Raw genomic sequence first — 23301 nt, forward strand, 5'->3', positions numbered from 1 at the left:
CGCTCGTTTAGTGTTTAACCCATGAGAAGTCTACAAATACTGGGTCGTGGTCGCTCAGCCCTGTGTACTCCGCGGAGCCAATGTAGTAATTGGTTACGTCCAGCGTGTAATTGGGGTTGTTATTAATAACGACGACATGATCGGTATCGTCCTGAAGTTCATCAGCACAGGCTTCCAAGCTGGTGTCGCTGCCAGATAGCATATATTGGCAGGCATGCTTGCCGCCGGTTTTGGCAAAAAATGCTTTCCAGGTTTGGTAGTTTGTACCGCGCCAGCCGTCGTCATTTTCATCAAACGCCATATTGAAATCACCGGCCAAAATGACTGTGGCATTACTTGAGTGGGCGACGATCATATCGGCAATCTGGTCGAGTTGCTTGGCTTTGGCATTTAGGTCATCGTCTTGGTGTCCTGCATCCATATGGGTGTTGTACACATGAACATGGAAGTTTTTGGTCACTTCAACTTTTGCTACGGTAAAGCCTTTTTCGGTATCACAGTCATTACCTGCACACTTATCAAAAGTTTCCTCCTCATAAGTGGCGAAGGTGTAATCGTCGTCATCGCGATTATCTCGGTCAAACGGAAACTTGGAAAAGGTCAGCAGGCCATTGCCAAAGCTGGTACCAGTGCCTTTCCAGTGTTTGGAGCGATAGGGGACTGTATCGTTATCGAGCTTGTCGTCGTCGTCCAGATAATTGGCTTTGGTTTTGCTCCAAGCTTCCTGCATCAACCAGAGGTCTTTGGGGTTATTATCAAAAGTGTTAATAATCTGTTTGAAGTCAGACTTGCTGTTGCCGCCTATACACTCCAAAAATCCATCCATGTTGTAGACGATCATGTCAAAGCTGCCTGAATTGGCATCGGCAAATTCAGTGTCACCGTATTCATAGCCGTCCAGGTCTTTTGATCCGGTATCGTCGACATCATCAATAAATTCAAACCAGTTACAAGAAGTAATTGCATCCCAAACGTCTTCAAAATCTACTGCTGCGGCGGAATGGCTGAATAGAAGTGTGAGTGAAAAAAATATTCTTTTTATCATTATTGCTCTCCAACTTTGTTATTACCGACGGTTTTGTAGTGGGGTCGAAAATTGGGGCGTTTCTCTGGCGGCCCCTTTGTTTTCGATGGAGGGGATGATGGATAGCGTAGATTACAAATTGGAGTAAAGGAGGTTTTTTTTATTTTATTTTTCTGTAAGGGCGGCGCGAATTATTTTTTTCATAAAAAAATAATAAAAATCACGAAAGTTGTATATTTTTATGCAGGTAATAATTGATTCGTTAGGCGGGTTAAGCAGGATCGGGAAGTATTATTTAGAGTGATCTGAAGGCTGCAGAAAAGTTACAAAATTCTTTAGGACCGCTTAAATGGTCCCATCCGTGGAGCCAAGGCACTCAATGAGTGGCGGTAAAGGGATAGTTGATCGACGAGTGCTGGTTAACCAAAGATAGTGACTATTTGGCGGGAGAGGGCGGTTAAACGTCCATCGGCATCCCACAAGCGGGCCTGTATTACTGCGTAGCCATCCTCGGCCTGTTCCACTTCGGCCTCGTATTGCCACCAGTCAGAAGCGGTGCGCTCTGGGAGTGGCTCCATAAACTCCACTGTCCATGTTAATGAGCTGGCGGGAGCCGGCTCTTTCATCATCGGGAGTGTCGCCGGTGGCCAGGCATCGATCAGTGCAAGTAAGTGGCTGATACCGGTACGGCCTTTACTGCCATCCTTAAATCGTACCCAGCCACCTAAAACTCTCTCTTTCGCGCCGCTGAAAGGGAGGCCCCCACATGCGATACGGTAATCGAACTTTTGTGTAAATTCCGGCACTACACCTTCGATATAGGGCAGGGGCAGGCATTTATCCGGGGTGGGGTACTCCGGTGCTGAGGGACCTTTGGCGAGAACGGATGACTCCCTGCCGCGGCCAAAACTGGCGAGGCCCGCCAGCATAACGGCACCATCCTGATCGAGGTGCCCCTGCACCTGGGTGACAGAGCGACCTGCGCGAAGGACATCTGCACGGGTGTTAATCGCCCCTGGGGCAACCGGGCCTACGAATGAGGTGGTAAAAGAGCGCAAGCTGCTGTCAGAAGGCAGCTCTGAAGTCATCTGCTCATACAGCATTGCGGCTACAAGGCCGCCAAATGTAGCCCGCCCCTGGGTCCAGCCTTCGGGTACAGAAGTGGCGCCATTGGTCGAGAGCCAATCCTGGATTAGTTGGTCGAAAGTCATAGTGTTACCGCTTGAGAGCGGCAGGTGGGACCTGCCGCAGAAAAATACCGGGTGAGAAGCACCCGGATGAGGGGAGTATTATTTAAATATGTGTTCCTCGCCGGGGAAAACGCCTTGTTTGACGTCCTCGGCGTATTTGCGCAGGGCCCCGGGAATATCCTCGGCCTCTACCAGGAAGTTTTTGGAAAACTTGGGGGGCTGTTGGGTGAGGCCCAGGATGTCATTGATTACCAGTACCTGGGCATCGCAGTCGCGGCCCGCGCCTATGCCGATGGTGGGCATGGATACGGCTTCGGTAATACGCTTTGCCAGGTCGGCGGGTACACATTCCAACACCAGCAGATCAGCTCCGGCTTCGTCGAGTTGTAGGGCGTCTTCGAGGATTTGCTTGGCGTGTTCTTCGTCGCGCCCCTGAACGCGATAGCCTCCCAGTTTGTGTACTGATTGAGGGGTGAGGCCCAGGTGGGCGCAAACGGGAATACCGCGATCAGTAAGGATCTTCACGGTGTCGGCGAGCCAGGCGCCTCCCTCGATCTTCACCATATGTGCACCGGCCTGCATGATCCGGGTTGCATTCCGGAGTGCCTGCTCCGGGGTGGCGTAAGTCATAAACGGCATATCCCCCATAATCAGGGACTTCTTATTGCCGCGCGCGACCGCCTCGACGTGGTAAATCATTTGCTCCATCGTCACTGGCACGGTGCTGTCGTAACCCAGCACGGTCATGCCCAGGGAATCTCCGACGAGCAGTGTCTCAACCCCGGACTTTTGTGCCATCGCAGCCATAGGGGCATCGTAGAGAGCAACGGTAATAAACTTCTCACCATTCGCTTTCATTTTTCGCAGGGTTTGAACGGTTACGAGCTTTTCTAATTCAGAGGGTGCATACATAACGATTAACTTCCTGGGTTGTAATAGTGCCGGCCACTGGTGATCGTGAACAGATATTCGACCAGCTGTTGGTAGTCCTCTGGGCTATCGACAATGTCGATCTCCTCGGTATTGACGATAAGTAGAGGCGCCTCATCGTAAAAATGGAAAAAGCGGGTGTAGGCGTTGTTGAGGGTGGCAAGGTACTCATTGCTTATCGCCTGCTCAGCCGGGATTCCCCGATTGCGGATTCGGGCTTGCAGCACATCGAGGGGGGCTTGCAAATAGATCACCAGGTCCGGCTTGGGTGCTTCCAGGGTGAGATGTTTGTACACCTGTTGGTACAGGTGCAGCTCATCCTTATCCAGGGTGACTTCAGCAAACAGCTGGTCCTTTTCGATCAAAAAGTCCGACACCCGCACCGGCTCAAAGATATCGTCCTGCCGCAGTGCCTGGATTTGCTGTGATCGCTGTAGGAGAAAGTGCAGCTGGGTGGGCAGTGCGGCGTTTTGGGGGTCCCGGTAGAAACGCTCCAAAAAGGGGTTCTCCTCGGGTAATTCCAACAGCGTGTCGTAATTGAATGTGGAGGCCAGCTTCTTTGCCAGTGTGGTTTTTCCCACACCAATATTGCCTTCCACCGCGATAAACTTAGGCGGTGTTTTATTAGACCGGTTGAGTTCAGCTGTGCTGGTCTCGGGTTTTTCGATAACCACTTGAGCGACTCCTCTTTGTCTGGGGTCTTCCCTGATGAGTTGCAAACGCAAAAGTACTATTGAGAGGGCCGCCCGTCGAGTAGTTGGGGAGCCTCAGTCGATCAAACCTTTTCCAGGCGGTTTTCCGGGCAGCCCTGTAAGAGTGCTGGAAGGGCTCCCAATCCGGGCAGTTCCATCGCGGGAGCCAGTTCAGAAAGGGGTAGCAGTACGAAGTTGCGCTCGGCCATGCGCGGGTGTGGGACCTGTAGGCGGGGCTCATCGATTTGAGATTCCCCAAACAACAGGATATCCAGGTCCAGGGTGCGGGCGCCCCAGCGGATGGAGCGCTCGCGCCCGTGGGACAGCTCGATAGATTGGAGCTGGTCCAGTAGTGCTAGCGGGGACAGTGCTGTTTTCAATGCTGCGACGGCATTGATGTAATCGGGTTGATCGCCGGGGCCGACCGGGGCGCTTCGGTAAAAACTCGAACACCCCAATAATTCTGTACTGGGGATTCGTTCCATGGCCGATAGGGCGCTGCGCAGTTGTTTGCCGGGCTCTGCCAGGTTACTGCCCAGGCCGATGTATACCGTTTCCATTACTGTTCTGCTCTCGGCTTGCGACGGCGGCCGCGAGAGTTGCGGTTGCGGCGCCCACCGCTGCCTGTGCGCTGTAGCTTGCGCACCATTTGCTGGCGCTGTTCATCGTCAGCCTGTTGGAAGTCGGTCCACCATTTGCCCAGGCCCGCTTCAATCTCGCCACTTTCTTCCCGCAGCAACAGGAAGTCGTAGGCGGCGCGGAAACGGGGGTGTTCCTGTAAGCGCTGGGCCCGACTGCCACCGCGCTGGGGCAGGCGCTGTTGCAGGTCCCAGATTTCCCGCATGGGGATTGAGAAGCGCTTGGGAATAGCGGTGTGGGCTAGCTGTGAACTGGTAACTTTTTGTGCCGCTTGGGCCAGCGCTGGCGCTGGTGGGGTGCCCTTGGCAATCAGCTTTTGTTGCTCGGTGCTCACCGCAGGCCAGAGTAGGGCGGCGTAGAGGAACGCTGGTGTAACACGCATATCGGCGCGGATACGTTGGTCCGTGTTGCGCAGGGCTTGCTGGGATAGTTTCAGGGCCGCGTTGTTGGCCTCAATTTGTGCGGCGTTGTCCGGGAACAGGTGTTGCCAGAGCTGGTACTGGCGCAGCAGCTCAAAGGTGCGCTCTCCGTGGCCACTCATCAGCAGCTTGAGAATCTCATCGAACAGGCGAGCCGGGGCAATATTGCGTAACAGTGGCGCCAGCTCGTGCAGGGGAGCCTCGGTCTTGCCTTCAATATTGAAATCCAACTTGGCGGCGAAGCGCACTGCGCGCAGCATGCGCACTGGGTCTTCTTTGTAGCGGACCTCTGGGGAGCCGATCATTCGAATCAGGCGCTTTTCAATATCCTCGACACCGCCGGTGTAGTCGTGGATTTCAAACCCTTTGGTGGTGTAGTAGAGCGCGTTGACCGTGAAATCCCGACGCATGGCATCACTTTCCAGGTCGCCATAGACATTGTCACGCAGCAGCATACCGTGTTCGGACTGCTTGGCTTCGTGGGTCTCGCCATCGCTGTGGTGACCGCGGAAGGTAGTCACTTCGATAACTTCACGGCCTATACGGGCGTGCAGGATGCGAAAGCGGCGACCGACAATGCGGGCGCCGCGAAACAGCACCTTGGCCTGCTCTGGAGTGGCGTCGGTGGCCACATCGAAATCCTTGGGGTGGCCGCCGAGCATCAGGTCGCGTACACCTCCACCTACGATATACGCCTGGTATCCGGCATCCTGAAGGCGCTTCATAACTGTTAAGGCCGCGCGGCTGATTTCTCGGCGCGAGATGCTGTGGTCGTTGCGGGCGATAACCCTGGGGCCTTTACTGGCCGGCTTGCGCCAGCGTTTGATACTACTAATCAGGTTGTTGAGCATACGGCTGTCTATGTTGACTGCTGCCATTTAGGGATGGCCGGGAAAGCTCCGCTGTGCTTGGCCACGCATCGGTTGGCGGCCTGTATAAGTGGTGGTCCCTCAGGGGAGATTCACGATGGCACTGCTGGAGCCTCTATACCTGGGCTACCCCAGGAGCGAGTCCGGAAAGGAGCCTCGGTGGCTGTTTACCCTCAGAGATCGGAACTCGCGGGCGCGATTCTAACACACGCAAAGGAATGCGCCCGCAATATGCGGGTGCCTGTAAGTTCGGGGGAAAAGAAATATGGGAATTATTATTACCAGTATGAAGGCAGCGGCTTCCTTGCGCTCTCAATTTGCTTTCAAGCAAACACCCTCTCCCAGGTACAGTTCAGTCAGTTTGCAACGCGCTTGTTGTTATTCTTATTCTTCTTGAGTTTTATTGTTATTGTTTATTGTTGTTCTTGCGGTTTTGGCCACTCATTGCTTTTATTGTCGGCCGCCCCATTATTTTTATTATGTTTCGCCCCACTTATTGTTAGTTGTTATAGGGCTTTTAACAGTCATTTATTTTTATTGTTGGCTGTTTTCAATTTTTGTACTAAGAGTAAAGCACTTAGTATGCCAACTTTTAAAAATCCTTATAAATCAATAAGTTACGATCTTTACGAAATTTGACGGAACTTTTCTGAGAGCCATTGCGTTACGGAAGGTGCGAGAGTTGTTACTTCTGGGTGGGTGTGGGTAACACTCTGGTTGGTAACCCCTGTGGGGGTGGGGTAACAAAGTGGCCGAAGGAGTTTGACAGGTGAGGACGGATTGGGAGCAGGGGGCGAAGCCCCCTGGGGATAGCGTTAGTTTTACGCTTCTGCGGCGGCGCTGCGGCGGCTCTTCTTGCGGGGAATACCCAGCTTTTGGCGTCGTTCCCACAGGCATTTGCGGCTGACACCCAGCTTCTTGGCCAGGTCTGTCTCACTCATGGTGTCCTGGTGCTCAATAACGAAGCGGGCGAAATAGTCTTCCAGGGACAGGTCCTCACGGGGGTCAGTGTGCAGACTGCGGGGGCGCGGGATGCCGTCGGCCTCTTCGATCGGTACCAGGTCCAGGTCGATATCCAGGGTTTTGTGGTCGATTTCGCGGCTGTTCTTATCCGTTAGGATTACAGCGCGCTGGATGGCGTTCTCCAATTCACGCACGTTACCGGGCCAGGTGTAGGTGGTAACAGCCTGGATGGCTTCCGGTGACAAGCGCAATAAAGGGCGCTCGATCTTGGTGCAGAACTTTTCCAACAGGTGCTCTGCCAGTGCTAGGACGTCTCTGCCTCGCTCGCGCAAGGGGGCAAGCGTCATTTGCACCACATTGATGCGGTAGTAGAGGTCTTCCCGGAATTTACGCTCCGCTGATAGCTGGCGCAGGTTGCGGTGGGTGGCTGTTACCAGGCGCACATCCACTTTGCGGGATTCGATCGAGCCAATTGGCCGCACTTCGCCCTCTTGCAATACACGCAGCAGGCGGGCCTGTGCCTCCAGGGGCAGCTCACCGATCTCGTCGAGGAACAGGGTTCCTCCATCGGCTGCCGCTACCAGTCCCTCGCGGGAACTCTGGGCACCTGTAAATGCGCCTTTCTCGTAGCCGAACAGCTCAGATTCAATCAGAGTGTCGGGAATTGCGGCACAGTTGACGGAGATCAGCGGTTTGTTGGCCCGGCGGCTCTCCTCGTGAATCGCCCGGGCGACCAGTTCCTTACCGGTACCGGTTTCACCGTGCACCAGGACGGTGGCGTCTGTGGGGGCAACTTTATGGATGCGACCGTAGAGCTCCCTCATCACTGGGCTGCTGCCAATCATGCCGGCGATAGTGCCGGTATTCTCTTTCTCGTTGACGGGCTGGGCGCGATTCTGCTCCGCTTTGCCTATGACCCGGCGGACGGTTGCGAGCATTTCGTCGTGATCAAAGGGCTTGGCGATATAGTCGGCGGCCCCCATACGCATGGAGTCCACCGCAGAGCGGAGGCTGGCGTAACTGGTCATGATCAGTACCGGAATATCACCGGCGTGCTTGAGCAGGTCGGTGCCCGGTGCGCCGGGCAGGCGCAGATCGGAGATAACCAGGTCAACTTCATTGAGGCGGTACTTGGTGAGCGCCTCCTTTACCGAACCCGCTTCACTGATTTTGTAGCGGTGCCGCTCTAAAAGCTTGCGCAGCGCCGTTCGGATAATGGCTTCATCTTCGACGATGAGGATGTGGCTCATATGTTACGCCTGGTTACAAAATGCTCAGTAAGCGCTTAGTTTTACCCGGGCGCCGTTTCGATGCAACTCAAAAACGGTTAATCGGGTTATTTTTGCACAAATAATGATCGATTTGGGTGTCCAACCATCTCAGTCTCCCAGGGGGAGTTGCACAATAAATCGGGCGCCAGTCCCGGTTTCCGGATTTGCGGGACTGACCAATTCCAGCTGGCCGCCGTGCTCCTCGACAATGCTGTAAACCATTGCCAGCCCCAGCCCCGTACCTTCGCCGGGCTCTTTCGTTGTGAAGAAGGGCTCCAGAATCCGTTCACGATGCTGAGCTGAAATTCCCGGTCCGCTGTCGGTGACAGAGACACAGGCGCTGCCGCTCTTGCGATAGCCCTCGATTACAATCTGGCCGCCATCGGGGCTGGCATCGCGGGCATTGCTGAGCAGGTTGATAAACACCTGGATTAGGCGCTGGTTGTCTCCCGGGGCGATCAGGTCTTCGGGTACCCGATTCTCAAACTGGACCTCGGTCTTATCCCGTTGCAGGGACAGCAGGTTGACCGCCTCCTGCACACAGGCATAGAGATCTACCGGGGCCCGCTCGCTGTCTTCTTGGTTGCCGCTGTGAGAGAAGTTGACCAGGGAGTGGACGATACGGCTGATGCGCTGGGTCTGGCTCAAGATCTGGTCGGCGGTTTCCAGGACCTCCGGGTTGTCACAGTCGTACTGGAGGTTTTGTGCCAGGCAGGCGATTCCCGTTACCGGGTTACCCACTTCATGGGCTACGCCGGCGGCCAGGCGACCCACAGAGGCCAGGCGCTCGCTGTGGATAAGTTCCTGTTCCAAGACCTGTGTTTCGGTAATGTCCTCCAGCAACAACATTTGTGCATCGCCGCGCTCGTCGCGGGAGCGGTCGCTGCGGCTGCGTTTTTGCCGTGCCTTGTGCAGGTTGAGCCAGTGGCTATTGCCGTCGAGGCTCACCTGTTGCTTAAAGCGGCTGGCATCAGTGGATAGGGCGAATTCCCCCAGCAGGCTGCGCCAGGGTTCCGCCAAGTATTCCAGTTTCGAGCCGATTACCTCGCTGGCACTGATACCGGTGAGGTCCTGCATGGCGTAGTTCCACAGCAGGACTTCTCCGTCGCGCCCCAGGGAGCAAGCGGCCATCGGCAGCTCTTCCAGCATTTGGCGGTGATACAGACGCAGGTTATTGAGTTCTGCGGCCAGGCCAGTGAGCTGGTGCTTATAACGGCCCAACCGGGTCTCGATCAGGTGAATGTCCTTGTTTGCCGGCTGATCGCTGTTCTGGAATGGGAAGTGTCGATCAATAATTTGCACCGCCAGAACACGCCCCAGCAGGCCGGAGAGATTGGACTCCAGCTTGTTGCGCAGTTGACGCAGGGCGTAGGGGCGGCGCTCGTTGTCCGGCAGATTGAGAGCGGCGAGAGCGCGTTTAACTTCTTTATTCGCAGTAGCGGCTCCGAGGCTTTCAGCCAAGCGCAGGCGAAAATCTGCGGCGGATTCCACATCCAGTCCCAAGCGCAGAGCCTGGGCGATGGTGTCGTCGCTACACAGGTCAGCGGCGTACTGCTCCAGGCTGCTGGTGCGGGTGAACAGAGACAGGCCGACAAATAACAGGACATTGACCCCCAGTGACAGGGTGGTGATCTGTGTCCAGATAGACATTCCCAGGGGAATTTGGAGGGAAGTGCCGGGCAGGGTGATGCCGGTAATCCCAAAAATTGACGGAATTAACAGGCCGCCCCCCCAAAGCAGCATGCCCGCCAGCAGGCCACCGACAAATCCGCGTCGATTACCTCGCGGCCAGTGGATTACAGCAAAAATCCCAGGCAGAAATTGGAGTGATCCGATAAATGCCAGCAGGGCCAGGTCCGACAGGGAGAGTCGGTTGTTGAGTAACAGGTAAAAGGCAAAGCCGGCAATAAATAGAGCGGCGATCAGCGCGCGGCGCAGCCACACCAGCTGCCGGTACATATTGTCCTCAGAGTGCCAGCGGGTGCCGGGTAGCAGCCAGTGGTTCATCACCATGGTGGCGAGGGCCAGGGTGATCATAATCAGTGCGCCAGTGGCTGCCGACAGGCCGCCGATAAAGGCCAGGGTGGTGAGCAGTGCTGAGCCACTGGCGCGGGGAACCGCCAGGGAGAAGTACTGCACCGGGCCGGCCACATCCAGGGCAAAGCCCGCCCACATGATAGGGAAGATGGGCAGGGCCATCAGCAGCAGGAACAGGGGGAAGCCCCAGCTGGCGGTGCGCATTGCCTGCCCGGTGGGGCGCTCGGCGATACTCAGGTAAAAAATATGTGGCATAGCCACGGCAGTGGCGATAAACACCAGCAGCAGGGTGTGGGATGAGCCCTGCTTGATGGGGGTGTAGAGCAGCTGGTGCATATCGGGGTTCTCCAGCAACCACACATCCAGGCCGGAAAACCCACCGAAGACGCCGTAAATGGCATAGCCGCCCACTGCGGTGAGTGCCACCAGTTTTACCAGGGACTCCAGGGCCATGGCGCTGGCCAGGCCCTCGCCACGCTCGCGGGTGGCGCCGTACATGCTGGTGAATACCGCCAGCAATACGCAGTAGAAAAATGCGATTAAATTTTTGCTCGATACACCGCTGTCCGGCAGTGCCAGGGCAGCCACACTATCCCGCGACAAAAGGGCCAGGGTCTCAGATACCGCCTGGATTTGCAGGGCGATCAGGGGGAGCAGCGCCAACAGCATAAACAGAGTGGCGAGAGTCCCCGCCTGGCGGCTGTGATAGCGGAACACCAGAAGATCTGCCGGGGAGTAAAGCTGGTAGCGCTGTGCCAGGCGCGCCAGTGGCTCAAGGGCTACTGGCGCAAACAGGAACATGGCGCCGGTGCCCAGATAGTAGGCGAGTACCCCGTAACCATATTGCCAGGCCAGGTCGACGATACCGTAGAAGGTCCAGGCCGATAGCGATACGCCCAGGGAGAGCACATAAACCAGTGGATGCCGCACCCAGCGGGAAGGCAGCCAGCCCTTGGAGGTGGCGAAGGCGACAAAAAACAGGGTGGCGATATAGGCCACTCCCACCAGGGCAATGTGGGCAATATCAAAGCTCATTCGATTTGCGCCTCCACTGGATAAAAATCGCCAGTAGGATCAGCACGAACCAGAGGATAAAAGGCCGGTACCAGGCGCCGACGGGATTGATCATCCAGGTAAAGATGGTGGGGGAGAATACATAACCCACCAGCACCAGCAGAATTAATAGTGTGCGGTTACTCATAGATCGCCTTGAAAACCCGCTAGAGAAATTTGTTGCCCGCGCACTGTACCGGTGAGAAGTCATCCCTGTGTAATCGTCAACGCGGGTTATCAGCCGGACCCCTAAGGGCGGCTGGCGCGGAAATGGTAAGTGCAGCTTGGAATCAGTGCAATTGGCGGTTGCGCATATCTATCTGATGGCGGCGCCAGCGCGCGGTAGCCCACTTGAGAATATGCTCGGGGGATTCTGTTAGGGCAGTGTTTGGCAGTTTGAAGCCGAGGAACTGTAAGGCCTTACACAGGTTATCGGAAGCCATGTTGTCGTCGATAGCCGGCGCGTGATTTTGTTTGCTGAGTTTTTGCCTGTCATCAGGGCCCATCACCAACGGCAGATGGCCGAATTGGGGTGGAGTGGCGCCGAGGATTTTATACAAGCGCTGTTGTGCACCGGTGGTATCCAATAGATCTGAGCCGCGCACCACCTGGTTGATCTGTTGATCGATATCGTCGACAACGACTGCCAGTTGGTAGGCATAGAGGCCGTCGCGGCGCTTGAGAATCGTGTCTTCGCGGATTAGCTGCCGTTGCTCTCCGTGCCAAATATCCACAAAGCCTTCCTCGCCGCCTGCGCATTGTAATCGCAGCGCTGAGGGTTCGCTCACATCGTATTTAAGGCGACAGAAGTTGTTCGCATGCCCACCATTTTTCTTAATCTGGCTGCGTGAGCAGTCGCAGGGGTAAAGCAGTTGCCGTTGGCGCAGTGTGGACAGGGTTTCCTCGTAGAGTGCGTAGCGCTTGCTCTGCCATTCGACGGGGCCGTGCCAGTGCAGTCCGTGGGCTTCCAGGGATTTCAGAATGCGGGTTGCCGCGCCGGGCTCTTCCCGGGGGGGGTCGAGGTCTTCCATGCGCAGGAGCCAGTGTCCGCCATGGGCGAGGGCGTCAAGGTAGCTGCCAACGGCGCACACCAGTGAGCCGAAGTGGAGCGGTCCACTCGGGGAGGGTGCGAAGCGACCAATATAGGGAGTTGTGCTGTTCAAAATGAATAGGGGCGATACATTGATCGCCCCCTCCGAGCAGGGCGATCGCAAGCGAACGCCGTGCCGCTATCGGTTGTGGATCAGCCGGAGATCTGCCGTTCCTTGATTTCCGCGAGGGTTTTGCAGTCCACGCACAGAGTGGCGGTTGGACGGGCCTCCAGGCGGCGAATGCCGATATCAACACCACAGGCTTCGCAGAAACCGTAGTCATCCTGGTCGATAAGCTCCAGGGTGGCATCGATCTTCTTGATCAGCTTGCGCTCGCGATCGCGGGTGCGCAATTCCAGGCTAAATTCTTCTTCCTGGCTGGCGCGGTCTGCGGGATCGGGGAAGTTTGCGGCCTCGTCTTTCATGTGGGAAACGGTGCGGTCCACTTCCGCCATCAGCTCGGCCTTCCAGGCCAACAGCAAGTTGCGGAAATGCTCCTGCTGCTTCTCATTCATGTACTCTTCGCCCTGCGTCTCCTTGTAGGGCTCAAAGCCGTGCAGAGATTCGGTGCTCGCAGCAGTTTTGGGCATAGTCGTTGCCTCTCTTTCTATACGGGCCCCCCTTTATGGGGGCGATACCACCAAATTCAATCTAGCCTAGACCGGAATCTTTCTAAGTGATGCTTTTTTCACCTATCAAATTCGCTGCGGTGTCAGGCTAATCCTGTTCTCGGTACCGATACCCCTGGCGACCGAGAGCGAGGAAGCTATCAAATCTGCGCGATTCGCGCCACAAATAGTTGTCTGCTATTTTGTGGCGCCTGAAATTACAGCCAAGTGGTCCAGCCCGTGAAATTTACCCCTCAGTTGCAAAAGGCAACACTTTTGCGCCGATACAAGCGCTTTCTCGCCGATGTGGAATCTGCCAGTGGTGACGTGTTTACCATCCACTGCCCAAATACGGGGTCTATGAAGAATTGTTGGGTGGAGGGGGGAGACTGCTGGTACTCCGATTCTGGCAATCCCAAGCGCAAGTACCGTCACACTCTGGAAATCTGTACGACCCCGGATGGAGCCCTGGCGGGGGTGAATACAGGCCGCGCCAATGCTCTGGTTGAAGAGGCCATTCTGTCTGGCGTAGTCAGCGAGTTACAGGGCTATGAATCCCTGCGCAGGGAAGTGCGCTACGGCGAGGAAAACAGCCGTATCGATCTGTTGTTGTCCGGCGCTGATGGGGACTGCTACGTGGAAGTGAAAAATGTGACCCTGGCAGATGGGGCACGGGGTTACTTCCCCGATGCGGTAAGTACCCGGGGCGCCAAGCACCTGCGCGAACTGCAAAAGCTGGCTGAGAGCGGAGTGCGGGCCGTACTTTTTTACTGCGTTCAACACAGCGGTATCGAGACGGTGCAGGCGGCGCGGGAAATTGATCCCGCTTATGCTGAGGCCCTGGATTCCGCTGTCGATGCTGGTGTGCAAGTGCTTGCATACCGCGCGAAGCTAGGTGCTGAAGGTGTCGAGCTGGTGGAGGCCTTGGCTTTTCTCCCGTAAGGGAAAGGCAGGGGGCTGTCAGTCGGCCAGTAATGCGTAGAGACCGTCCTGTGCATATTCCACCGGTACTGGGGTCAGGGCATCACCAGTACAGGGCCCGGCGATACACTCCCCAGATTCAATCAGGAATAGCGCGCCGTGGGAGGCGCACTGAATAAGTGCGCCATCGGGATCGAGGAATTGGTCTTCCTGCCAGTCCAGGTTGATGCCCCGGTGGGGGCAGGTGTTCTTGTAGGCGTAGACCTCGCCATCTTTCATCACAGCAAACACATTGTCAGTGCCGGCGGCAGTGTCTCCGAGGGAGAACCCTTTGGATTGACCTTCGCTTAATTCGTCATAGCGACACAGGAAGTACTTCTGCATAGGTTATCGGCTCCCGGCCTAATTCTTGTTCAGGGCGCAATCGCCTGCTTATTCGGGTGCCGCGAGTCTAATGGACGTGTAGCGAATTGTCCCGTCACGCAGTATGCCGATAGTGATTTCGTCACCGGCACTGTGCTTTTCAAGGGCATTGAGCAAATCGTCGTAGCTGCGAATCGGCTGTTGTTCTATTTCTACAATCACATCGCCCAATTCCCAGCCTCCACCCCGGGTGCGGTGGATACCGCGCAAGCCGGCTTTCTCTGCGGGAAGCCCGGGAGCGGTACGCAATACGGCGACCCCTTCAAAGCCGTAGCGGCTACTCCACTGGTCTGGGGCGGATTCGATACCAATAATCGGGCGCACCAGGCGGCCGTGATTGATCAGTTCCGGCACAATTTTTTTGACCGTATCCACTGGAATCGCAAAGCCAATACCGACACTGGCGCCACTAGGGCTGTAAATTGCGGTATTGACCCCGATTAAACGCGCCTGGGAATCCAGCAACGGGCCGCCGGAGTTACCTGGATTAATAGCCGCATCTGTTTGGATAACATTGCGAATGGTGCGGTTGTTGGCGGCTTCAATTTCCCGCCCCAGAGCGCTGACCACCCCGGTGGTGAGAGTGGTATCCAGGCCGAACGGGTTGCCGATAGCCAGTACTTTACGGCCTACCGCGAGATTGCTGGAGGTGCCCACAACCAACGGTTTTAGCAACTCCCTGGGAGCGTTAATTTTCAGAACTGCCAGATCTTTTTCCGGCGCAGATCCCACCAGCTCGGCCGGCCACTCACTGCGATCCTGCAAAGTAATAGTGATTTGCCGCGCACCCTCAATGACGTGAAAATTGGTGACAATATGGCCCTGAGTGTCCCAGATAAATCCGCTGCCGGCGCCTTTGGGCACTGAGTGGAGGCGCAGGGTCCTGCGATCCCGCACCAGGGTTTCATTGGTGACATAGACCACTGACGGACTGGCAAAATTGAACACCTGCATGGTGTTGCGTTCGTCGTCGGTGGCAAAGGTTTCTGCCTGTGCAGATATTGCTGGCGTAAGCAGTAAAAAGACTGAGATTAAGCTGGCGCGTAGAGTTTTAAGTAGAGTCATTAATACAATCCTCCCTTTGAACTGCCGGATTGCAAGAGCAGTGGATACTGTTGCCTTCCGCTTTTTGTCACTGTTTTAAAAAGTGTATCTTGTTCGAAATATCCGAGCGTTATTTGCTGTTTATGGGGGAGCGGAGGTGAGATTTAAAGTTGGAGCTGTTGTTGCTGCGTGATCAATGTACTTATTAGAACAAGTTATGCCCTGCGGCGCGATCTCAACCTGGCATTTTTAGCATGCTTTACCATGTCACCTGCTTGAGCCTGTTCTACATCTCCTGGATTTCAAATTTTGCAGCGTCGGGCCCATCTTCCCGAAAGGTTATGATAAACCGCTTAGCAGAATCTCCAGGATTAGCGATCCACATTTCTCGCCAAGCTCTTGAGTCAGCCCTACCAACAGGTTGTTGAATTACAAATTTAAGGATTTTTGCATCAGAGCTAATTCCGGCAACTCTACTTAATTCAGCGACTGTGTCATCAATAAGCTTTTCGTTTGCTAGAGATCCCTCTTCGGCAACTGATGGCTTAATTTGTGAAATTGGCGGTAATTCATCAGAGGATGCGTAGCTTGAAATGATCAGCCATGAGAAAATTAATATGGTCAAAGCTTTCATCTTTTTTCCTTAGGTAACGATCGCCATGATTGATGGCGGCGATGCGAAAAATATCTAATTACGAAAATTTTGCAGGGCGAGAATACGATCATCCAGTGGCGGGTGCGTAGCCATAAGTGCTCCCATACTGCCGAATATACCGAAAGCTTTCATATTGCCGGGTAGGGGTTCCTCGTGACCGCGATCGGACTCCACCTTGAGTCGTTGCAGTGCGGCAATCATGGATTGAGGACTGGCCAGTGTGGCGCCGGCATGGTCGGCCCGATATTCACGGCGGCGACTGAACCAGGCGACAATCATCATGGCGAAGAAGCCGAATATGATGTCCATAACAATGGATGTGACAAAATAGCCGATGCCCAATCCCTCTTCGTTGCGCAAGATAACCCGGTCTACGAAGAACCCAACCAAGCGGGCGAGGAACATCACAAAGGTATTTACCACGCCCTGGATCAGTGCCAGCGTCACCATATCGCCATTGGCCACGTGACCAATTTCATGGCCAATTACGGCGCGGGCTTCCTCTCGGCTAAAGCGCTGCAACAGACCGGCACTGACAGAGACCAGGGCGCTGTTGCGATTCCAGCCGGTGGCGAAGGCATTCGCCTGGGGCATTGGAAATATCCCCACATCTGGCATACCGATGCCCGCCTTGCGGGAGAGTTCCCGTACGGTTTCTACCAGCCACTGTTCATCAGCACTGCGGGGTTGCTCGATAATTTGTGTGCGGGTACTGACCCGTGCGATGGTTTTCGATAAGAGCAGGGAAATAAAAGATCCGCCAAAACCAAAAATCGCGCACATCAGCAACAAGGCGCCGAGGTTGAGATCGACACCGTTTGCCTGAAGAATTCCCCCAATTCCAAAAATATTGAAAATAATGCCAACCAATACAAGGACAGCAAGGTTGGTCAGCAGGAATAGCCCAATGCGCAACATCGGATCTCTCCTTTGAGTGAGTGTCTTTACGGAATTATTCCGCGGCTCCACCGGTAAGTTTAGATAGGGTTGGCGCAACTTGCCTTACTGTAGATCGGCACAGCTTGGCCTGCTGTGCCGAGTCCGTCGAGTGCGCGTGTCTGCGACTCTTTCCGTGGTGCTTGAGGGGAATTACTAGTCAGAGTTTTGGGTGGCAAGGAGGCGGTCGACCTCGCTGGTGAGGTGTTGTTTCAGCTCCGGCTCCAGGTCGTTCCAGTGCACATCCATCAGGGCGCCCTGGAGAGCGTAGAGCATTACTTTGGAGGCGTTAATCCCCCGGTTGCGAATACTGATAAAAGCCTCGACAGGCCCAACCCTGCGCAGATCATCGTGGGAGCGAATGCCAATAGAGTGGAGAATATTGACCGAGGCCAGGCCCAGGTTTTTTAGTTTTAATAGTTCTGATTGACTCGGGTGCATTCGGTTTTCCCTACCAGTTTGAGCGTCCGTTGTCGCAGCCAACCCCTCGACTGCGGCTTTGAACTTAACATAAATTAACAGGTGGCTAACAAACATTACCGCCAGATTATTGTGCGGCGCGCCTGCTTTTGGTGCCCCTGCTTTGGTGCCATAGTTAAGGGCGATTGTCTGCGCTCTGTTAAAGTAGGCATAGCCTGTTGAATAATTTAGCCTGCCCTTTGGAGTTCGCCTAATAATGAGATGCAAATGTTATCGACACCGCTGAAGCGTATGTTATTTGGACTCGGCGATGAGCATGTCATTGTCGACCCAGCTTCTGACCAGCTTTTACATCCCGAAGCACTGATCGCCTTCCAGCGCTTGAGTCGGGATGCCCGTGAAGAGGGGTTTGCCCCTAAAATCGTTTCCGGTTTTCGCGCCTTTGATCGACAACTGTTGATTTGGAATGCCAAAGCGCAGGGTCACCGCCCGGTTCTCGATAGTCACGGTACTCCCCTGGATATTGAACAGTTAAGCGAGCGGGAGCTGATCTTCGCTATCCTGCGCTGGTCCGCATTGCCGGGAGCATCCCGTCACCACTGGGGTACCGATTTCGATATTATCGATGCGGCGGCAGTCCCCGCTGACTATGCAGTCCAGCTCACCCCCCAGGAGGTGGCGGACGACGGAGTTTTTGGCGCCTTCCACCGCTGGCTGGATAACCAAATCAGCACGGGTAATAGTTATGGGCTGTTCCGGCCCTATGCAGAGGATCGCGGCGGAGTCGCACCGGAACGCTGGCACCTGAGCTATGCCCCCAGGGCCCGAGAGCTTCAGGAACTTCTCAGCGTGGAGCGCCTGTCCGAGTTGCTGCAGGAGTCAGAACTATCCCTGGGCACTGCGGTTTGCGAGCACCTTCAGGAAATCTATACGCGCTATATCTGGGTTCCGGATCACTGCTACCCCCCATTTAATGGGCAACTATAGCGGCCTGTTGAGATAGGTTGGTTACAGTTCATTACCACCTCAATGGGGGGTGGCAAGAAAGCTACTTTGCGATGGAGGCTTCCTCTTGAAAGGGGCTAGTGATCCTGCCAAGCTGCGCCGCAGTGAATGCCCTGGGGAATATAAGGGAGATGAATTATGGGTGAGGAAGCGGCCGTTCAAGGGCAGCGGGATATCTGGCAGGCGATGCGGGCTGAAGCCTCAGAGGCGGCTGCTGGCGAACCTATCCTGGCAAGTTATTTCCACAATACCATTTTGCGCCACAAGTCTCTGGGTGATGCTATGGCGGATCACCTGGCTTCGGTGTTGGAGCACAATGCCCTCACGGCAACCGCACTTCAGGAAGTGATTGCCACGGCTCTGGCTAATGATCCGAGTATTTCCCACTGTATGAGCGAGGATATTTGCGCTTGGTATGACCGGGACCCGGCTTGCGACCAGTACCTGACGCCTTTCCTGTATTTTAAGGGTTTTCACGCCCTGCAATCCCACCGGATAGCGCACTGGTTGTGGAATCAAGGCCGCCATACCTTGGCGCTCTATTTCCAAAGCCAGGTATCGGAACAGTTCTCGGTGGATATCCACCCAGCAGCGCGATTTGGCTGCGGCATTATGATCGATCACGCCACTGGATTAGTGGTGGGGGAGACCTGTGTGGTTGAGGACAATGTCTCGATTCTCCACTCGGTGACATTGGGCGGCAGTGGCAGCGGCAGCGGCGATCGCCATCCGAAAATTGGCCCCGGAGTGATGATTGGCGCCGGTGCTAAAGTACTGGGTCCGGTTAAGGTGGGAGAGGACGTCAAAATTGCCGCCGGTAGCTTGGTCTTGCACGATGTGCCCGCTCATACAACCGTCGCCGGTGTTCCCGCCCGCCAGGTAGGAGGGCGTGTTGAAGGGGCTCCGGCTTATACCATGGACCAGACTCTGGATTCGGAAGAGTAACTCAGGGAAATATTATTGATGTCGCAATCTACCTACAGTTTGGTTTTTCGCGGTGATTTGGTGGCGGGTTTTACCGCTGGTGATGTAAAGGCCAGTATGGTGCGCCTGTTTAAAAGCAATCCCCAGGCGATAGAGAAATTGTTCAGTGGCCGACCGCTGATACTGAAGAAAGGGTTATCTCTGCCCCAGGCACAACAGTTTCGTGCAAACCTGGCCAAAATAGGCGCACAGGTCAGCATTAAGGATGAGAGCAGCGGAGCAGCTGTTGCTGAGCAAACCAAGCCCAAGATGGAAGCTGCGGCTAGCCCGCAGTGGACCTTGGCGCCCATGGAGGGAAACTTGGTTAAGGAGCACGAACGCAAGTCGGTGGAACCGGTCAGCGTTGAGGTAGAGCACCTCAGTTTACGTGCAGCGGAGGGCCAGCTTCTGGATGAGAGTGAGCGCAAAGGGGAGGAGCTATCTCCTGTCTCTGTTCCCAATTGGGAAGTTAACTGACAGGGTCTCTCCTAACAGGCAATAAAAAACCGGCACTAGGCCGGTTTTTTATTGCTCAAAGAAAAGGGGATTAGCCTTCTTCTTTCAGGTAGCGCTCGCGGGAAGCCATAACTTCTTTGCGTGCAGCTTCGGCGTCAGCCCAGCCTTCTACTTTAACCCACTTGCCCGCTTCCAGGGCTTTGTAGTTTTCGAAGTAGTGCTCGATCTGCTTGATCAGCAGCTCGGGCAGGTCGCTGATTTCTTCAACGTGATCGTACAGCTTGGTCAGCTTGGTGTGCGGAACGGCCAGCAGTTTGGCATCAACACCGGATTCGTCGGTCATGTTCAGAACGCCAACAACACGAGAGCGGATTACAGAACCAACCATTACCGGGTAAGGCGCTACAACCAGCACGTCCAGGGGGTCACCGTCTTCAGACAGAGTCTGGGGCACGTAGCCGTAGTTTGCTGGGTAGAACATGGGAGTGGCAACGAAACGATCCACAAATACTGCGTCAGAGTCCTTGTCCACTTCGTATTTGATCGGGTCGTGGTTGGCAGGGATCTCGATGATTACGTTGATATCGTTGGGCAGTTCTTTACCTGCCGGGATCTTTTCGAAGCTCATTGCTGGTCCTGAATGAATAGGTAACTGAAAATCTGGAGCGCGGATTATATATGCTGACGGGCTCGGCTGAAAGTCACGCCTGCGCCGGGTTTTTGGCGTCGAAGCTCGTCTGGCGGGTCTATCCTGTAACTCGGAGATAACAACAACGGGGCAGGACCAGTCATGGTAAAGGCACGGGAGGTAAAAACCGCTCAGGAGGCCCGCGCAATTGTCGAAGAACGAGGCCTCAGTCATGTCAAAGTGGGCTTATTCGATACCGATGGTGTAATGCGTGGCAAATATATGAGCCGCGCCAAATTCCTCTCATCCCTGGAAAAGGGCTTCTCGTTTTGCGATGTGGTCCTGGGCTGGGATGTTAAGGATCAGCTCTACGACAACACTCGTTATACCGGTTGGCATACCGGATATCCAGACGCCCCGGTACGCATACTCCCCGATAGCTGCCGTGATGTGCCTTTTGAAGGCGATATGTTGTTGTTTCTCGCGGAGTTTGATGGTCGAGCCCAGGCGCTGTGTGCCCGCGCAGTTCTGCGCAGGGTGATTGAACGCTGTCGCTCATTGGGGTTTGATCCCTGTGCCGCCCTGGAGTACGAATTTTTCCTGTTTGACGAAACGCCCGATTCAGTGCGGAACAAGGGTTTCCGTAATTTAAAGCCTTTTACCCCCGATGTGTTTGGCTATTCCATACTGCGAAATTCCGTACACGGAGAGCTGTATCGGGAAATCCTGGAGCTGAGCGAGCGCATGGATTTCCCTTTGGAGGGCTTACACACGGAAACAGGCCCGGGAGTTTTAGAGGCGGCTATTGCAGTGGATGGTGCTGAGGCCGCTGGAGACAAAGCTGCCCTGTTTAAAACCTTTATAAAAGTGCTGGCACAGCGGATGGGTTTGATGGCTACTTTTATGTCCCGCTGGTCCAGTGAGTACCCGGGGCAAAGCGGGCATATTCATTTGTCACTGCGCAATAGTGGCAGCGGTGATTCCGCCTTTCTCGATTCGAGCCAGCCAGATGGTATCAGCCAGATAATGCGTCAGTTCATAGCTGGGCAGCAAAGGCTGATGCCGCAATTCCTTGCCCTGATGGCACCGACCGTTAACAGTTATCGCCGCCTGGTACCCGGTTTTTGGGCGCCGACGGGAGCCAATTGGGGGGTGGAAAACCGCACAACGGCACTGCGTGCTATCCCCGGCGGCGACACTTCCCAGCGCGTCGAATACCGCTTGGGGGCCGCCGATGCCAACCCCTATTTAGCACTGGCAGCAGCTTTGGGCTCGGGTCTTTACGGTGTTATGCAGCAGTGGCAGCCCAGTGAGCCTGTTGCCGGTAATGCTTACTCGCTGGAGTTGGAAAACGAACAAGTGCTGCCGGGCACACTGTGGGAATCCACGCAGCAATTTAAGGCGTCAGAAGCGGCACAGGAATTATTTGGCAGCGACTTTGTTGAACACTTTTCTGCCAGTCGCGAATGGGAGGAGCGGGAATATCGCCGCCATGTGAGTGACTGGGAGTTGGAGCGGTACTTCGAAATTATTTAATTGGGAGTATCGACGCCGATGAAAACTACAAAAATCATGCACCATCTTCAGTGTATTTCCCCTATTGATAACAGTGTTTATGTAGAGCGCGCTCTGGCGGGAGAGGTGGAAATCCGTGTAGTGCTGGATCGGGCCAGTAAAGCACAAAAAGCATGGAGGCGAACTCCCCTCAATGAGCGCATCGCCATTGTCGAGCGGGCTGTGGAAATATTTGCCGTTAAAAAAGAGCGTTTGGGGCGGGAGCTGTGTTGGATGATGGGGCGTCCAATCCGTTATGCAGGAGGAGAAATTAACGGGTTTATGGATCGTGCGCAGACCATGGCACAGCTTGCTACTGAAGCCCTCGCTGACATTCAGTTACCTGAGAAGCCGGGTTTTACCCGGTTTATCCGCCGCGAGCCCTTAGGGGTCTCCCTGGTAATTGCCCCGTGGAATTACCCTTACCTGACGGCGGTTAATGCAGTGGTACCGGCACTGCTATCGGGCAATGCAGTTATTTTAAAACACTCGGCACAGACACCGCTTTGTGCTGAGCGAATGGTGGAGATTTTTCGCGAGGCGGGACTGCCCTACGGTGTTTTTCAGTTTCTTCATTTAAATCATGCTTATACCCAGCGATTAGCCTGTGCGGGGGAAATCCAGCATGTTGCTTTCACCGGCTCGGTTGGCGCTGGAGCGAATGTAGAACGCACAGTTGCCGGTCGATTTATTCAAGTGGGACTTGAATTGGGGGGAAAAGACCCAGCCTATGTCCGCGCCGACGCCGATATTAACCAGGCTGTGGCTGCGGTAGTCGACGGCGCCTATTTTAATTCCGGGCAGTCTTGTTGCGGTATTGAGCGGGCCTATGTGCATGAAGATATTTTTTCTGAGTTTATTTCCCAAGCGGTCGACTTACTGCGCGACTATCGACTGGGGCGCCCGGATCAAGTGGAAACCACTTTGGGGCCTTTGGTGCGTGCGGAAGCTGCAGACCGGGCTCGCGCACAGGTGGATGAAGCGATAGCGGAGGGCGCGAAGGTCCACTTGGATGTGAATGAATTCCCAATGGACAAGCGGGGCACCCAATATATGGCACCGCAACTGTTAACCCGGGTGCGACACCATATGCGAGTGATGCGCGAGGAGACTTTTGGGCCGGTGCTGGGGGTGCAGAAAGTGCATGATGATGGCGAAGCTCTAGAATTTATGAATAACAGCCCATTTGGTCTCACTGCGGCTATTTTTACCCGCGATGAAGATGTTGCAATGGAGATGGGGGGGTATTTAGAGGCCGGCACTGTTTTTTTAAATCGTTGTGATTACCTGGATCCAGAATTGGCCTGGACAGGTTTTAAGCAATCTGGTCGTGGATGTACGCTTTCTAAAATTGGATTTGAGAATTTAACCCGCCCCAAGTCATTTCATTTTAAACATGATGGTTAGCGGGAACGATTGCCGGATACAGAAAGTGAAATTGTCTGCCTGTTTTCCGTAAGGTCACAGCCTATTTTGAATATGCAAAAGTGACAGAACGTCAGAGAGGAAA

The 23301-nt window shown here is 54.8% G+C and carries 24 protein-coding genes; 7 read left to right on the forward strand and 17 right to left on the reverse strand.

Going from position 1 to position 23301, the window contains the following annotated elements; all coding sequences use genetic code 11:
- Positions 1-7: 7 nt before the first annotated feature.
- From ACJJI3_RS21180 to pcnB, 6 genes are all read right to left on the reverse strand, one after another.
- Positions 8-1045 carry an endonuclease/exonuclease/phosphatase family protein gene (locus ACJJI3_RS21180; RefSeq protein ID WP_444907381.1) on the reverse strand — a complete coding sequence of 346 codons (1038 nt, stop codon included), beginning with the start codon at positions 1043-1045 and terminating at the stop codon, positions 8-10.
- Between the two features lie 398 nt (positions 1046-1443).
- Entirely contained in the window at positions 1444-2235 is a 792-nt protein-coding gene (locus ACJJI3_RS21185) for an acyl-CoA thioesterase (protein WP_444940854.1), read from the reverse strand.
- A gap of 78 nt (positions 2236-2313) precedes the next feature.
- Complete coding sequence (gene panB / locus ACJJI3_RS21190) at positions 2314-3126, reverse strand: 3-methyl-2-oxobutanoate hydroxymethyltransferase (protein WP_444940855.1); 813 nt, start codon at positions 3124-3126, stop codon at positions 2314-2316.
- 5 nt (positions 3127-3131) lie between these two features.
- Complete coding sequence (locus tag ACJJI3_RS21195) at positions 3132-3818, reverse strand: deoxynucleoside kinase (RefSeq protein WP_413663176.1); 687 nt, start codon at positions 3816-3818, stop codon at positions 3132-3134.
- A gap of 101 nt (positions 3819-3919) precedes the next feature.
- Entirely contained in the window at positions 3920-4396 is a 477-nt protein-coding gene (gene folK / locus ACJJI3_RS21200) for a 2-amino-4-hydroxy-6-hydroxymethyldihydropteridine diphosphokinase (protein WP_282931421.1), read from the reverse strand.
- Positions 4396-5772 carry a polynucleotide adenylyltransferase PcnB gene (gene pcnB, locus ACJJI3_RS21205; RefSeq protein ID WP_444940856.1) on the reverse strand — a complete coding sequence of 459 codons (1377 nt, stop codon included), beginning with the start codon at positions 5770-5772 and terminating at the stop codon, positions 4396-4398. The genes folK and pcnB overlap by 1 nt, the downstream gene beginning before the upstream one ends.
- A 150-nt stretch (positions 5773-5922) precedes the next feature.
- Between pcnB and ACJJI3_RS21210 the strand changes: the two genes are divergently transcribed.
- Positions 5923-6402, forward strand: coding sequence for a hypothetical protein (locus ACJJI3_RS21210; RefSeq protein WP_413663174.1), 480 nt, complete (start codon positions 5923-5925; stop codon positions 6400-6402).
- Positions 6403-6584: 182 nt separating this feature from the next.
- On the opposite strand, the gene ACJJI3_RS21215 is transcribed toward ACJJI3_RS21210, so the two are convergent.
- From ACJJI3_RS21215 to dksA, 5 genes are all read right to left on the reverse strand, one after another.
- The gene (locus ACJJI3_RS21215) at positions 6585-7976 is read right to left on the reverse strand and encodes a sigma-54-dependent transcriptional regulator (protein ID WP_444907386.1); all 1392 of its coding nucleotides are present in this window, start codon (positions 7974-7976) and stop codon (positions 6585-6587) included.
- 129 nt (positions 7977-8105) lie between these two features.
- On the reverse strand, positions 8106-11069 hold the full coding sequence (locus ACJJI3_RS21220) for an ATP-binding protein (protein ID WP_444940857.1): 2964 nt from the start codon (positions 11067-11069) through the stop codon (positions 8106-8108).
- Positions 11059-11235: a hypothetical protein gene (locus ACJJI3_RS21225; RefSeq protein WP_169337099.1), complete on the reverse strand. Its 177-nt coding sequence runs from the start codon at positions 11233-11235 to the stop codon at positions 11059-11061. The genes ACJJI3_RS21220 and ACJJI3_RS21225 overlap by 11 nt, the downstream gene beginning before the upstream one ends.
- 142 nt (positions 11236-11377) lie before the next feature.
- Entirely contained in the window at positions 11378-12301 is a 924-nt protein-coding gene (gene gluQRS, locus ACJJI3_RS21230) for a tRNA glutamyl-Q(34) synthetase GluQRS (protein WP_444940858.1), read from the reverse strand.
- A gap of 29 nt (positions 12302-12330) precedes the next feature.
- On the reverse strand, positions 12331-12768 hold the full coding sequence (dksA, locus tag ACJJI3_RS21235; RefSeq protein WP_108734345.1) for an RNA polymerase-binding protein DksA: 438 nt from the start codon (positions 12766-12768) through the stop codon (positions 12331-12333).
- Between the two features lie 258 nt (positions 12769-13026).
- Between dksA and sfsA the strand changes: the two genes are divergently transcribed.
- Positions 13027-13728 (forward strand): DNA/RNA nuclease SfsA, encoded by a 702-nt coding sequence (sfsA, locus tag ACJJI3_RS21240; RefSeq protein WP_444940859.1) that lies wholly within the window; start codon positions 13027-13029, stop codon positions 13726-13728.
- Between the two features lie 18 nt (positions 13729-13746).
- Here sfsA and ACJJI3_RS21245 read toward each other — a convergent pair whose 3' ends face one another.
- The 5 genes from ACJJI3_RS21245 to ACJJI3_RS21265 all read right to left on the reverse strand — a co-directional run bounded on the left by ACJJI3_RS21245 (position 13747) and on the right by ACJJI3_RS21265 (position 17206).
- Positions 13747-14091, reverse strand: coding sequence for a Rieske (2Fe-2S) protein (locus ACJJI3_RS21245; protein ID WP_108734344.1), 345 nt, complete (start codon positions 14089-14091; stop codon positions 13747-13749).
- A gap of 48 nt (positions 14092-14139) precedes the next feature.
- The gene (locus tag ACJJI3_RS21250) at positions 14140-15195 is read right to left on the reverse strand and encodes a S1C family serine protease (RefSeq protein ID WP_282931426.1); all 1056 of its coding nucleotides are present in this window, start codon (positions 15193-15195) and stop codon (positions 14140-14142) included.
- A 265-nt stretch (positions 15196-15460) separates the two neighbouring features.
- Positions 15461-15808 (reverse strand): hypothetical protein, encoded by a 348-nt coding sequence (locus tag ACJJI3_RS21255; RefSeq protein ID WP_444918096.1) that lies wholly within the window; start codon positions 15806-15808, stop codon positions 15461-15463.
- Between the two features lie 54 nt (positions 15809-15862).
- Positions 15863-16747: a protease HtpX gene (gene htpX / locus ACJJI3_RS21260; RefSeq protein WP_282931439.1), complete on the reverse strand. Its 885-nt coding sequence runs from the start codon at positions 16745-16747 to the stop codon at positions 15863-15865.
- Positions 16748-16921: 174 nt separating this feature from the next.
- Positions 16922-17206: a TfoX/Sxy family protein gene (locus ACJJI3_RS21265; RefSeq protein WP_108735343.1), complete on the reverse strand. Its 285-nt coding sequence runs from the start codon at positions 17204-17206 to the stop codon at positions 16922-16924.
- Between the two features lie 246 nt (positions 17207-17452).
- On the opposite strand from ACJJI3_RS21265, the gene ACJJI3_RS21270 reads away from it, so the two are divergent.
- The 3 genes from ACJJI3_RS21270 to ACJJI3_RS21280 all read left to right on the forward strand — a co-directional run bounded on the left by ACJJI3_RS21270 (position 17453) and on the right by ACJJI3_RS21280 (position 19630).
- Positions 17453-18172, forward strand: a complete 720-nt coding sequence (locus ACJJI3_RS21270; RefSeq protein ID WP_413663167.1) for a M15 family metallopeptidase — start codon at positions 17453-17455, stop codon at positions 18170-18172.
- Between the two features lie 156 nt (positions 18173-18328).
- Complete coding sequence (gene cysE / locus ACJJI3_RS21275) at positions 18329-19135, forward strand: serine O-acetyltransferase (RefSeq protein ID WP_282931441.1); 807 nt, start codon at positions 18329-18331, stop codon at positions 19133-19135.
- Positions 19136-19153: 18 nt separating this feature from the next.
- A complete protein-coding gene (locus tag ACJJI3_RS21280) occupies positions 19154-19630 on the forward strand; it encodes a hypothetical protein (protein ID WP_444940860.1) in 477 nt (158 codons plus the stop codon).
- A gap of 70 nt (positions 19631-19700) precedes the next feature.
- Here the strand turns inward: ACJJI3_RS21280 and ppa are convergent, their stop codons facing one another.
- The gene (ppa, locus tag ACJJI3_RS21285) at positions 19701-20237 is read right to left on the reverse strand and encodes an inorganic diphosphatase (RefSeq protein ID WP_282931443.1); all 537 of its coding nucleotides are present in this window, start codon (positions 20235-20237) and stop codon (positions 19701-19703) included.
- 162 nt (positions 20238-20399) lie between these two features.
- On the opposite strand from ppa, the gene ACJJI3_RS21290 reads away from it, so the two are divergent.
- Both ACJJI3_RS21290 and ACJJI3_RS21295 read left to right on the forward strand, forming a co-directional pair.
- Positions 20400-21773 carry a glutamine synthetase family protein gene (locus ACJJI3_RS21290; RefSeq protein ID WP_444896222.1) on the forward strand — a complete coding sequence of 458 codons (1374 nt, stop codon included), beginning with the start codon at positions 20400-20402 and terminating at the stop codon, positions 21771-21773.
- Positions 21774-21791: 18 nt separating this feature from the next.
- Positions 21792-23198 (forward strand): aldehyde dehydrogenase family protein, encoded by a 1407-nt coding sequence (locus ACJJI3_RS21295; protein WP_444940861.1) that lies wholly within the window; start codon positions 21792-21794, stop codon positions 23196-23198.
- Positions 23199-23301 lie beyond the last annotated feature (103 nt).

This window comes from Microbulbifer maximicatervae (SeqCode) (genome assembly GCF_052466985.1).